General features: G+C 45.9%; 11 protein-coding genes. 10 read left to right on the plus strand and 1 reads right to left on the minus strand.

Annotated elements, in window-relative coordinates; genetic code table 11:
* Positions 1-46: 46 nt before the first annotated feature.
* The 6 genes from QVP40_RS00975 (at position 47) to QVP40_RS01000 (ending at position 5,731) form a co-directional block, all read left to right on the plus strand.
* Complete coding sequence (locus QVP40_RS00975) at positions 47-748, plus strand: GntR family transcriptional regulator (RefSeq protein WP_022066647.1); 702 nt, start codon at positions 47-49, stop codon at positions 746-748.
* A 130-nt stretch (positions 749-878) separates the two neighbouring features.
* Positions 879-2,366 (plus strand): spore germination protein, encoded by a 1,488-nt coding sequence (locus QVP40_RS00980; protein ID WP_022066648.1) that lies wholly within the window; start codon positions 879-881, stop codon positions 2,364-2,366.
* On the plus strand, positions 2,363-4,036 hold the full coding sequence (locus QVP40_RS00985) for a GerAB/ArcD/ProY family transporter (protein ID WP_022066649.1): 1,674 nt from the start codon (positions 2,363-2,365) through the stop codon (positions 4,034-4,036). The genes QVP40_RS00980 and QVP40_RS00985 overlap by 4 nt, the downstream gene beginning before the upstream one ends.
* Positions 4,037-4,166: 130 nt before the next feature.
* Positions 4,167-4,382: a hypothetical protein gene (locus QVP40_RS00990; protein ID WP_022066650.1), complete on the plus strand. Its 216-nt coding sequence runs from the start codon at positions 4,167-4,169 to the stop codon at positions 4,380-4,382.
* A 71-nt stretch (positions 4,383-4,453) separates the two neighbouring features.
* Positions 4,454-5,275 (plus strand): glutamate racemase, encoded by an 822-nt coding sequence (murI, locus tag QVP40_RS00995; protein ID WP_022066651.1) that lies wholly within the window; start codon positions 4,454-4,456, stop codon positions 5,273-5,275.
* Positions 5,276-5,284: 9 nt separating this feature from the next.
* A complete protein-coding gene (locus QVP40_RS01000) occupies positions 5,285-5,731 on the plus strand; it encodes a DUF1934 domain-containing protein (RefSeq protein ID WP_022066652.1) in 447 nt (148 codons plus the stop codon).
* 50 nt (positions 5,732-5,781) lie between these two features.
* Here QVP40_RS01000 and QVP40_RS01005 read toward each other — a convergent pair whose 3' ends face one another.
* Entirely contained in the window at positions 5,782-6,231 is a 450-nt protein-coding gene (locus QVP40_RS01005) for a hypothetical protein (RefSeq protein WP_022066653.1), read from the minus strand.
* Between the two features lie 612 nt (positions 6,232-6,843).
* Between QVP40_RS01005 and QVP40_RS01010 the strand changes: the two genes are divergently transcribed.
* From QVP40_RS01010 to QVP40_RS01025, 4 genes are all read left to right on the plus strand, one after another.
* Positions 6,844-8,244 (plus strand): polysaccharide deacetylase, encoded by a 1,401-nt coding sequence (locus QVP40_RS01010; RefSeq protein WP_390573304.1) that lies wholly within the window; start codon positions 6,844-6,846, stop codon positions 8,242-8,244.
* A 95-nt stretch (positions 8,245-8,339) separates the two neighbouring features.
* Positions 8,340-9,701 (plus strand): polysaccharide deacetylase family protein, encoded by a 1,362-nt coding sequence (locus tag QVP40_RS01015; RefSeq protein WP_022066655.1) that lies wholly within the window; start codon positions 8,340-8,342, stop codon positions 9,699-9,701.
* A gap of 39 nt (positions 9,702-9,740) precedes the next feature.
* On the plus strand, positions 9,741-11,027 hold the full coding sequence (gene tig, locus QVP40_RS01020; RefSeq protein WP_022066656.1) for a trigger factor: 1,287 nt from the start codon (positions 9,741-9,743) through the stop codon (positions 11,025-11,027).
* Between the two features lie 232 nt (positions 11,028-11,259).
* Positions 11,260-12,618 carry a polysaccharide deacetylase family protein gene (locus QVP40_RS01025; protein ID WP_022066657.1) on the plus strand — a complete coding sequence of 453 codons (1,359 nt, stop codon included), beginning with the start codon at positions 11,260-11,262 and terminating at the stop codon, positions 12,616-12,618.
* The last annotated feature ends 151 nt before the right edge of the window (positions 12,619-12,769 follow it).

Raw genomic sequence — 12,769 nt, forward strand, 5'->3', positions numbered from 1 at the left:
ATTCAGATATTCCGGAGACATCAGTGATAAGGAGGAAATACAAAGGATGAATGATTTTTCTGTTGATATGAATGAGTATCTGCCGTTGAGAGACGTTGTATTTAATACTTTGCGCAAGGCAATTCTCAAGGGAGAGCTGAAGCCGGGAGAGAGACTGATGGAGATTGCCCTGGCAGACCGTCTGGGAGTCAGCAGGACTCCGGTTCGTGAAGCCATGCGGAAACTGGAACTGGAAGGTCTGGTGGTGATGATACCCAGAAGAGGCGCTCAGGTTGCAAATATTACAGAAAAGGATCTCAATGATGTTCTGGAGGTTCGCATTGCCCTTGAAAATCTTTCCATAGAAAAGGCCTGCGCCCGTATGACCGAAGAGCAGCTTGCACAGCTCTGGGATGCTGCAGAGGAGTTTGAAAAAACAATGGCAGAGGGGAATCTGGTAAAGCTTGCAGAGGCAGACGTGGCTTTTCATGAGGTGATCTATCAGTCTTCAGACAACCGCCGTCTGAACCAGGTGCTGAACAATCTCCGGGAACAGATCTACAGATATCGTGTAGAGTATCTGAAAGATGAGGAGACAAGGAATCTTCTGGTCAGGGAGCATAAAGAGCTTTATGAGGCGATACGGGCAAGAGATGTAAAAAAGGCTCAGGAGATTTCTTTCCATCATATAGAAAATCAGAGAGAGGCCATTGTGTGTTCCATACGGGAGGAGACGGAAATCAGGGAAAAGACAGTTTCCGGTAAATAAAACTGAAAAATATGGTTATTCTAAGGGAGGTACAGATGGTATCTCTCTTTTTTATTCTGTAAAGGGAGAGATGCGGGAAAAAGAAGAGGAACGGTTCTCTTTTTTGCAGACTATTTAGCAGGAGTTGTATATGGGAAAAACAAAAATTTCTTCCAGTCTGAAGGAAAATGAAACATATATAAGAGAACGCTGCAGAAACTGCGCGGATATTTTAATTCGTCCCATGCGTCTTGGAACTGTGGGAAAAACAGACTGTCTTATGGTATATATTGAGGTAGCAGTTTCCAATATGATGCTGGACGATTCGGCTCTGGGGAAAATGATAAATCATTTTTGGGAAAGTTCACCGGAACAGATCCAGGAGTTTATGAGAAATAACAGTCTGGGAATTGCAGATGTAAAAAAATTCGAGTACATGGAGGACGCTTTTGCTGCCCTGCTTGCAGGAAACGCTGTCTTTTTTATGGAGGGCTATGACCACGCCATGAAAATTTCCAGCAAGGGTTATCCCAATATGGGAGTGTCGGGAGCAGAAACAGAAAAGGTTCTCCGGGGTTCCCGAGAAGGATTTTCCGATTCTGTTAAAACAAACTCGGCCCTTGTGCGGAAACGGCTCCGGGATACAAGAATGAAGGTAGAGGAAATGAGCATAGGGGTCCGTTCAAATACTGTGATTCAGCTTCTTTATATTGAAGATCTGGTTCACCAGGAGCTTTTGCAGACTGTCAAAGACCGTCTGGAGGAATTTGAAATCGACGGGATCCTGGACAGCGGAATGCTGGAGCAGCTTACTGAGGAGGCCTGGTATTCGCCCTTTCCCCAGTATCAGACAACTGAGCGGCCGGACCGGGCGGCTCAGGAGCTTCTTAACGGAAAAATCGTAGTGATCTGTGACAATACGCCTTATGCCCTGATTCTTCCAAGCTCCTTTAACGGATTTATGGAAAGCAGCGAGGACTGGTATCATCATTTTGAAATGGCATCGTTTTTAAGAGTTCTGCGTTATCTGGCGCTGATGACTGCAGTACTGCTTCCCGGACTTTATCTGGCAGTGATACGGTTTCACACTCAGATTCTTCCCACAAACCTTTTATTATCCTTTGCAGAAGCCAGAGAGGGAGTGCCTTTTTCCAGTGTTGTGGAGCTTGTGTTTCTGGAACTTTCCTTTGAACTGATACGGGAGGCAGGCGTCCGTGTTCCCGGTTCCCTGGGGAATGCCATTGGAATCGTAGGAGGCCTGATCATCGGACAGGCGGCTGTCAGCGCAAATCTGGTAAGTCCGATTGTTGTGATGATCGTAGCCCTTACGGCCCTGGGGGGAATGGTGATTCCAAATGAGGAGTTTGCCTCTGCTTTCCGGCTTCTGAAATATGTTTTTCTGTTTCTGGGAGGATATCTGGGGATCTTTGGCATTGTGCTGGGAATCTACCTGACGGCGGTTCATCTGTCAGGACTGTTAAGCTTTGGAATTCCCTATCTTCTGCCTTTTGTAAAAAAATCTCCCATAAAGGATGTTGGGGATGGGATTTTGAGGCTTCCCTTCCGTAAGCGCCGGATCCGCCCTCTTTATGCCAGACAGGAACAGAGTCTGAGGCTGAAAAGGAGGGAAAAATCATGAAATTTGCAGAAAATAACAGAATTTCGCACCGACAGCTGTACCGACAGATGGTTCTGGCGTTTCTGGCTCCTTTTCTTCTGTGTCTTCCCGGAGAAAACCGCGTCACAGGGATATCAGGGATTGTGGGAGTGGCAGCTGCTATGGTGCTTCTGGTGATCTACAGCTTTTTTCTGAGAAGACTGACGCCCTGGTACACGGATCCGGTTAAAACCTTTGGAGCCGCAGGCGGCAGGATCATAGGAGCGTTTTTTCTGAGCTATGTGGCGCTGACAGGCGCATATCTTCTGGATTTGATGGAGGAGCTGGTTCCGGCTGTTCTGATCACCGGTATTCCGGGAATTGTGATTTCTTTTCTGGCGGCAGCGGTCTGCAGCTTTGGAACCCATAAAGGTATGCAGAGAAGAGGAAGAATGGCAGAAGTGTCAGGCGGCGTTCTTCTGGGCGGAGTTTTACTGATGATGGTTCTCTGTCTGTGGCAGATCACGCCGGAATATTTTACAGAAATGACAGAAGCTTTTGTTTTGCAGGGAAAAGAGGTTTTAAAAAGCTGTTATGGAATCCTTGCGGCATTTTCCGGAATCGGGCTTCTGCCCTTTCTTCTGAAGGATGTAGAAAAAAGGGGCACTGCAGGAAAGCCTGTGGTCCTCGGAATTGTTACTCTGGGAGGGATCCTGATGGGAATGCTTGTACTGATCCCGTCAGTGCTTGGATGGCAGAGATTCAGAAATGAAGCATATCCGGTTCTTCCCCTTCTGGCAGGGGCAGATCTTCCTGGAAATGTACTGGCAAGATTTGATGTACTGTGGATGGGATTTCTTTTATACAGTCTTCTGTTTGCTCTGGGCAGTCTGTTCCATTACGGACACAGGATCCTCGACCGGATCCGTATGGGAAGCGGGAAACTGTGGCTGCCAGCCGTGATCTTCGGGCTGTCCCTGATAAAATTTCAGGGAATGGGAATCCGGCAAATCTTTGACTTTTATCTGAGCCGCATCTTTGTTCCCGGTCTGCTTCTGATCCAGGTGTTTATGGCACTGAGAGGAAACCGCAGGCGACAGAAAAAAGTAGCGCTGGCAGCCGGCCTCTGCTTCGTGGTGTTTTTCAGCGGCTGTGCAGCCATAGAGCCGGAAAAAAGAATGTATCCTCTTGCACTGGGAGTAAACAGTGAAGAATCAGGGTTTTCTCTTATTTATGGAATGCCGGATCTTCCTCAGGCTACCGGGCAGGAGAAACAGGAGGAGTCAGGAAGTGAGACTGTGCTTTCTATAACAGGAAGTGATTTTTACGAAATAGAAAGGATCTATGACCGCTCTCAGGAAAAATATCTGGATATGAGCCATCTGCAGGTGATCATTATGGGAGACAGACTTCTGGAAGGGGAAGGCTGGAAAATATTTATGGAATATCTTAAGGAAGAGCCCTTTGTTGGTGAAAATGTTTATATTTTCCGGACAGAAGACCCGGAAGCAGTGCTATCACGGGAAAGCGGAGGAACCTCTGCGGGAGAATATCTTACCGGGCTTCTGGAAAACCGTCTGCCGTCCCAGCAGAAAGACGGGGTGACATTAAGGCAGGTTTATCATCAGTGGTATGAGAGCGGCGCTCTTGTGGAAATTCCACGTATCATTATGGAAAACGGAGAATTGCAGGTATATCTGGAAAAGAGCTGAGAACCTTTAAAAACAGGTATCTTACCGGAATAGAAAGCCGTAAATTGTCTATACTCTGAATAGTGAATTCTGGTCAGAGGTTCACAGATGATAATGCTGTGAACAGGAACAATTTTGGAGGTACAGACTAATGGAATGGTTAAGAGACAGAAAAAACCGTCTGACGGTTTCAATACTTGCTGCAATGGCTGCTGCGATTCTGGTGGCAGGAGGATTCAGGCTGCCGGAGTATCCGGCTGCCTCTGCATGGTGGGGAACCATGTATCCGGAATTTTGCTTTTCAGAGGGAAGAGGAGACAGCACCCGAAAGATTTCCTTCTGGCTTGCGGAAGTGCTGGAATGGTGATATGATATAAAAACCAGAGACTGCGGAAAAGTTCCGCAGTCCCACCAGTGCAGAAACGGAGACTTATATTTATGAAGCCAGACAGAGACGCACCCATAGGTGTATTTGATTCCGGAGTGGGCGGACTGACAGTTGCCCGTGAGATCATGCGGAATCTGCCGTCAGAAAAAATCGTATATTTTGGAGATACAGCCAGAGTACCCTATGGAGGGAAGTCCAGAGAAAATATTATCCGGTATTCCAGACAGATCATTCATTTTCTTATGGAGCAGCAGGTTAAGGCAATCGTGATCGCCTGCAATACTGCAAGTGCTTTTGCCCTTGAGGCAGTGAGGGATGAATTTGATGTTCCCATTCTGGGAGTGATAGAACCCGGAGCGAGAGTTGCTGCAGCGGAAACAAAGAATAAGAGAGTGGGTGTGATCGGCACCGTAGGAACTGTGGACAGCGGCATCCATGCATCTTATCTGAAAAAACTGGATCCGGAGATCACAGTGATCAGCAAAGCCTGTCCCCTGTTTGTTCCTCTGGTGGAGGAAGGATGGCTTCACGATCCGGTTACTGCAGAGGTTACAGCCAGATATCTTCAGGAATTTAAAGATAAAGACGTGGACACACTGATCCTGGGCTGTACCCATTATCCGCTTATCCGGTCTGTGATCCGGGAATTTATGGGGGAGGAAGTACGTCTGGTCAATCCGGCTTATGAGACTGCGTTGGAACTTCGTTCTCTTCTTGAAAAAAAGGAACTCCTTAATACAGGAGGGAAAACAGAAGAATTTCCATATCGTTTTTATGTCAGTGACCTTGCGGAAAAGTTCCGGGCATTTGCAGGCTCGATTCTTCCCTATGATGTGGAAATGACAAAAAAGATCGACATTGAAAAATATTAGGAGGCATTTATGGATAAAAATGTACTCATACATGTGCGGGGACTTCAGATGATGGAAGTGGGAGAAGAACAGGAGCCCATAGAGCTTGTTGTACCCGGCCAGTATTATTTTCGCAACGGAAGCCATTATCTCAGATATGAGGAAATTCTGGATGAAGGCTCAGAGCCTACGATAAATTACATAAAAATGTCCCCCCAGGGCATGGAAGTCAGGAAACAGGGGCTGGTTAATGTACATATGGTATTTGAGCGGGGAAAAAAGAATATGACCTTTTATACCACTCCGTTCGGAACGCTTCAGATGGGAATTGTTGCTACCGGAATGGAACTGAATGAAAGTGACAATAACATTAACATGAAGGTTGATTATGCCCTTGACATGAATGAAGAGCATGTGGCGGACTGCTATCTTTCTGTGCAGGCGCAGCCTGCCGATTCAAAGGATTTTGTACTGTAAATAAAATACGAGACAGCTGCAGGAAAATTCTTACAGCTGTCTCGTGTTTTTTAGTCTTTTTTGCTGAACATTCTTTTAAAGAAGCCCTTTTTCTTGGCCGGCGGCGCATCCAGATGACCGCGGATACCGCGTACACCTACAATGTACAGACCGCTGATGTCAGCCTTTACTTCTTTCTTTACAGGAATCTGTTCGTAAATTTTCTCATCTGCTATCAGAATAGAAATCTTCGGACCGATCTTGGCCTTGACGATAGGCAGTTTGGTACGACGCATCATCTTCGGTGTCTGATCGATCACCATCTGCGGGAGACCGGATTCTTTTATGCGAAGTCGTTTTTTGTCAATTACCAACATGGAAACAGTCTGTTTTGCAGCTTCAATCTGTGCCTGCTGTTCTTCCTGTTTTTTCTGAGCCTTTTTCCCAAAAAAATAAAGGGCAATCAGTACGCCGACGAGAACAACAAGGATGACAAGCAGGACGATAGTAAGTGTATTCATAAATACCCTCCTCAATATGTATATTTTTCCCTCTTAAAATCAGATACAGGCGGACATACATGTCCTTCAGAGAGAATTCCTGTCATGTGAAGTATATTTTATCATTAATCCTGTTAAAAGGCAAACAGTTTCGGGCAAAATCACAGCAAAATCCCGAATGGAGATCCAGGAGAAACGGTTTAGATAAAAATTATAAGAAATTAGTTTATATTAGGGGAAAACAGTGGAAATTATACGGATAAAAAGTTATAATAAGCAAAGTGACATAATTTGACGATTTTTGGCAGCTGTTCACAGGCAATATTTCATAAGATGTATTGATAAAAAACCGAAAAATAAAGGAAAAATACCATCATCGAATGTAAATTGCAGGATACTTTGACCAGGCTTCCGGGAAAGGAGTGAACAGTAAAATTTCCTGACTGTTGTGATACCGGAATAAAGGATTTTACATTGGGTATATTAAAAATTACAGAAAAATAATGGACAGGAGTTACTATGGAAGAGCGAGGCAGGGGAAAGAGAAATATGCACAGTGAGAAAAATAAGGACGAGAGGGACAGGCAGCTGGAGGCCATGACCGAAGAGGAACGTGACGAATATTTCCGTGAGATGCGAAGGGAGAGAAGGCTGCGCAGGCAAAAAAGGGAGCGCCGGAAGAAGCTGGCGGTTCTGGGCGCCACAGCAGTGATTTCCCTTGTTGTAGTAGTTGGCGCAGTCAGCGGGATCACACGTTTTGTCATTACAAAAAGCAGCGGTTCCGGCATAGTTTCCAATAAAGATGAAAACAAAAAAGGCGGGGGAGAAGCAGCAGAGGCTTCTGCGCAGACAGACCTTCTGGCAGAGGCGGATCTGAAGGCAGCCCAGTATGATTATGACGGGGCTGTACAGCTTCTCAAAAGCGACAGCAGCTATGACAAGAATGCGGATTTTCAGGCTGCTGTGAAGAAATATGAGGAGGCAAAAGCAGCCTGCGTATCCTGGCCTCTGGAAGAAGTGACTCATGTTTTTTATCATACGCTGATCAAGGATCCGGCCAAGGCATTTGACGGTGATTATAAAGAAGGCGACTACAATCAGGTTATGACGACCATAGATGAGTTTAACAAGATCACCCAGACCATGTATGACAAGGGGTATGTTATGGTCAGCATCAAAGATATGGCAACTGCTGACGAGAACGGAAATGTAACTCCGGGAGAGATTCTTCTTCCTCCGGGAAAAATCCCGTTTGTCCTGTCTCAGGATGATGTGTGCTACTATCATTATATGGACGGAGACGGCTATGCCACAAAGCTTGTGCTGGATGATGAAGGCAAGGTTCGCAATGAATATGTGGAGGATGACGGAACAGTTTCGGTAGGCGACTATGACATGGTGCCGCTGATTGACCGGTTTGTGGAGCAGCATCCTGATTTTTCCTACAGGGGAGCAAAGGGCATCGTAGCTCTCACGGGGTATAATGGAATCCTTGGATACAGAACAGACATCAGCTACGAGACACGGCCGGATGATCTGGACGCCAACAAGGTGGAGTGGCTGGACGCACATCCGGATTTCAGTCTGGAAAAAGAACGGGAAGAGGCCAAGAAGGTGGCAGACGCCATGAAAGCCAATGGATGGCTGTTTGCAAGCCATACCTGGGGACACCAGAATGTAGGACAGATCGACCTGGCTCATCTGCAGACTGATACCGAGAAATTTAAAGAAAATGTAGATCCGCTGATCGGCGGAACAGATATCATTATTTTTGCCTTTGGAACAGATCTTACTGCTCAGGAAGATTATTCGGGAGACAAATTTGAATATCTGAAAAGTGTGGGATACAATTATTTCTGCAATGTGGACTCAAGTAAGTATTTTGTGCAGATAAGAGACAGATATTTCCGCCAGGGAAGAAGAAATCTGGACGGATACCGAATGTACTATAATCCAGAGCTTCTGGAAGATCTTTTTGACGCAAAGGCAGTATTTGACCCAAGCAGACCGACTCCTGTACCGCCTATGGGATAAAGATATATCATCCGCCGGATGAGGGTGTCCGGCGGATTTATATACCGGTCAGAGGGAACCGGAAGGGGAAACAGAAGAAAGGGGAAAACTCATAAATGAAAAAAGCAGTTCTGGCAGTGACGCTTGCGGCAGCAGTTGCGGCAGGCAGTGGAAATATGCCGGTTTGGAACGGAAACACGCAGGAAATCACATCAAAGACATATATGCCGGTGTCTGCATCAAAGGATAAAAAGAAAACAGAAGAGAAGAAAACAAAAAATAAAAACAGTTCACAGTCTGTTCTGGAGCAGGCAAAGATTATGTATGCCCAGTACAATTATGACGAGGCCATCAAGCTTCTGAAAAGCCAGAAGGACTTTGAAAAAAACAAAGACTATATGGACATAGCCGCAAAATGCCAGGTGGCAAGGGCTGCTCTGGTGGAATATCCCATTGAAAAGATCACCCATGTGTTTTTTCACACTCTTGTGAAAGATACTTCCAAAGCTTTTGACGGAGATTCTGATTCAGGCGGTTATAATCAGGTTATGACAACCATAGACGAGTTCAACAAGATCATTCAGATCATGTATGACAAGGGCTATGTAATGGTAAGTCCTCACGATATGGCTACAGTGAATGAGGACGGCTCCATGAGCCGCGGAAAGATCATGCTTCCCAAGGGGAAGATTCCGTTTGTACTGTCTCAGGATGACGTGAGCTATTATCATTATATGGATGGGGACGGATATGCTTCCCGCCTTGTTCTGGATGAGAACGGGGAAGTAAAAAACGAATATATTGAGGATGACGGTACAGTATCGGTAGGCAATTATGATATGGTGCCTCTGATCGATGAATTTGTAAAGCAGCATCCTGATTTTTCCTATCATGGACGAAAAGGCATTCTCGCAATGACAGGATATAATGGCGTTTTGGGATATCGTACAGATATCGCCTATAAGACAAAAGAGAATCTTCAGGATAATCAGAGAGAATTTCTGGAAAAGCATCCTGATTTTGACTATGAGGCAGATGTGGCTGCGGCCAAAAAGGTTGCAGATGCCATGAAAGCCAATGGATGGGAGTTTGCAAGCCATACCTGGGGACACAAAAATGCAACCGATTCCTCTGCTGAGGAGCTGAAGGCGGATAATGAGAAATGGGAAGCCTATGTGGCGCCGATCCTTGGAAAAACAGATACCATTATCTTTGCTTTTGGGGCAGATATCGGCGGCTGGGAGGGATATTCCTCCGATAATCCGAAATTTCAGTATTATAAGAGCAGAGGATATCATTATTACTGTAATGTGGATTCCAGCCAGTATTTTGTACAGCTTTCAGACCAGTATCTGCGCCAGGGAAGAAGAAATCTGGACGGATACCGAATGTATTATAATCCGGAAATGCTCAGTGACCTGTTTGACGTGTCGGAGGTCTGGGATTCTTCAAGACCCACTCCGGTACCTGAAATGTGACAGAATAAATGAACGTAAGGCATCAGAAAGGAGCTATTTATGAAGAAAAAAACAGTTTTGGCAATGCTGGTAATGTGTATGGTATTCAGCGCGTCTGCCTGCTCAGATAAGAGCGCAGAAAAATCTGCCCCGGAAAAAACAGAAAGCAGCGCAGAGAAAACGGACAAAGCAGAAGAAAAGACGGAAACGAAAGAAGATACAAAGCAGGAAGAGGAAAAAACAGAGGTCAGACTTGTGTCTGTCAGCGATATTTCCAAATATATCACCGTAGGCGAATATAAGGGGCTGAAGCTTAACAATATCGTAGAGCCGGTTTCTGATCCTGAGGTGGATACAGAAATTGAATTCCGTCTGCAGGATAAGGCAGAGGAAGTAAAGGGCGGAACAGCCCAGTCCGGAGACCAGGTAAGAGTCAGCTTTACGGGAACAATTGACGGCAAAAGCTTTGAGGGCGGATCGGAAGAGGATTATGATCTTGTGATCGGAGAGGGAGCTGTGGCAGACGGCTTTGATGAAGGAATTGTCGGCATGAAAGCCGGAGAGACAAAGGAGCTGAATCTGACTTTCCCGGAAGACTACTATGACAGTGAGCTTGCCGGCAAGTCTGCAGTATATCAGGTGACTGTTCAGAGCATCCGCAGAACTCCTGAGCTTACAGATGAGTGGGTTGCAGCAAATACAGACAGCAAAACTGTGGCCGAATACAGAGCGGCTGTTCAGAAGGAGCTTGAGGATGGCGTCAACGAAGCTGCTGAGAATCAGCTTTATGCAGATGCATGGAACCAGGTTTTTGAAAGCTCTGAGATCATAGAATATCCTGAAGAAGATATTGATACAGCCATAGAAGCATATAAAGAACTGAATGGCGAGTATATTGAGCAGGCACAGATGGATATGAGCGAATTCCTGAAATCACAGGGAATTACAGAAGAAGAATATGAGGAAGACTGCAGACAGTATGCGGAGGCCAAGGTAAAGCAGAACCTGATCGTTCAGTACATTATGGATGAAGAAAATCTGAGCGTAGATGACAAAGAAGCAGAAGCTCTGGACAAGAAGCTGCTTCAGCAGTACGGTGCAACGGATATCAGTGAAGTTGTGGATCTTTATGGAGAGAGAGAAGTAAATGAGACACGGGCTCTTCTCAGAGTGGAAAAGTTTATTGTTGACCAGGCCGAGGTAGACCAGAAGGTCGGCGGAGGTGATGAGCTGGCAGAAAATGAAGATGCGGTAACAGAAGAAGGCGCTTACGATACTCAGACAGAGGACGCCGGAAATACTGCAAATGAGGACGTTGCGGACGAGGACGCTGCTTTACAGGAATAACTCAAAGATCTTCAGACAGAGGCAGGACAATGTCTGCGGTCTGTATCGATCCGGAAAACGGACAGCAGGATACACTCTGCTGACAGGTGAATTTCAGGAAACTGGATGATTTTAGAAAAGTTTTATAAATATGTGGAAAATGCACGGGGAGCGCTATTGTATTTCTGTAAAAAATGCAGTATGATAGACAGGACAAACAAGGACAGATTGATATAATAGCAGGTGGGAAACAATGGATAAAAGAGTTTTGCAGGAAAGGATGCGCAAAAAGCAGCAGCAGCTTCGACGCCGCAAAATGATGAAGCTTGGCGGTTATGTACTGGCTGTGGTGCTGGTAGTAGTATTTATCATAAAGGGCGTGATTTTGCCCGTTGCAAATAAGATCAGCGGTAAGGATGCAGCTGAACCCGTGCAGGTGGCAGCAGATGCTGATAATACGGAAGATGAGGGAAAGACAGAAACAACAGGAACAAAAGAAGAAGTAACCACAGACGAAACAAAGGCCATCCGGATGCCTCTGGCAAGTGTCTCTCATGTTACTAGGGCGTCTGATCTCACAGCCGGATGGCACGAAGACGAAAACGGAAAATGGTATCAGAATTCTGACCGTACCTATTATGCCGGGGGAATGCAGGAGATCGACGGACAGACATATTCTTTTGACGACAATGGGTATATACAGACCGGATGGGTAAGTCAGGGATTTGACGATCTGTATTTTAATGAAGACGGTTCCTATAATCCTGAGAAGCATAAGCCGCGTATTGCCCTGACCTTTGACGACGGACCGGGAGAGTATACAGACCAGCTTCTTGACTGTCTGGAAGAAAACAATGCTCATGCAACGTTCTTTATGCTGGGACAGAATGTATCAGGCTGGGAATCCACTGTACAGAGAATGGCGGATATCGGATGTGAGCTTGGAAACCACAGCTGGGATCATCCGGAGGCAACACTTCAGGGTATTTCTGATGAAGCTGTAATAGAAGAATTTCAGAAAACAGACGAGGCTCTGATGAAAGCCTGCGGACAGAAAGCCACAGTAGCCCGCGCACCTTACGGCGCAGCGGATCAGAGAGAATTTGACCTTGTGCAGAAGCCGTTCTTTATGTGGTCTCTGGATACATTAGACTGGAAAACATTAAATGTGGAATCAACTGTTGATGCAGTTATGAACGGAGATCTGACAGACGGTTCCATTATATTGATGCACGATATCCATGAGACTTCCGTACAGGCTGCTCTTCAGATCATTCCTCAGCTGACGGAAAAGGGATATAAGCTGATGACAGTCAGTGAGCTTGCAAAGGCCAAGGGTGTGGAGCTTCAGAATGCGTCTTATGCAGATTTCTGGGACAGCAGCCTGTCGAAGGGACTGGTAGCAGGTTATGACGGTCCGCTTCTCAATGCGGAAACTGCTTCAGAAGGCGGAGACGGAAGTGACATATCTGACGGCAGCAGTGAGGAGGGCTCCGGTGAAGGCAGCGATATGTCAGATGGAAGCGGCGAGGACGGTTCCGGAGAGGACTATTCAGACGGAAGCGGAGACGAAGACTATTACGATGACGGCGGCGAAGAAGAATATTACTAACGTTTTCTGACTGTATATGAAAAACATATAAAAACAAATACAGGGTATGGTACTCATACATAAAAAACGGATTTTTACTGCGTAACAGATGATAATGTCTGCTACGCAGTTTTTTATACGGCTTTAGCCTGTTCAAAACATTTGCGCATCG

This window comes from Blautia sp. CAG:257 (assembly GCF_000433815.1).
Classification (GTDB): domain Bacteria; phylum Bacillota; class Clostridia; order Lachnospirales; family Lachnospiraceae; genus Blautia_A; species Blautia_A caecimuris.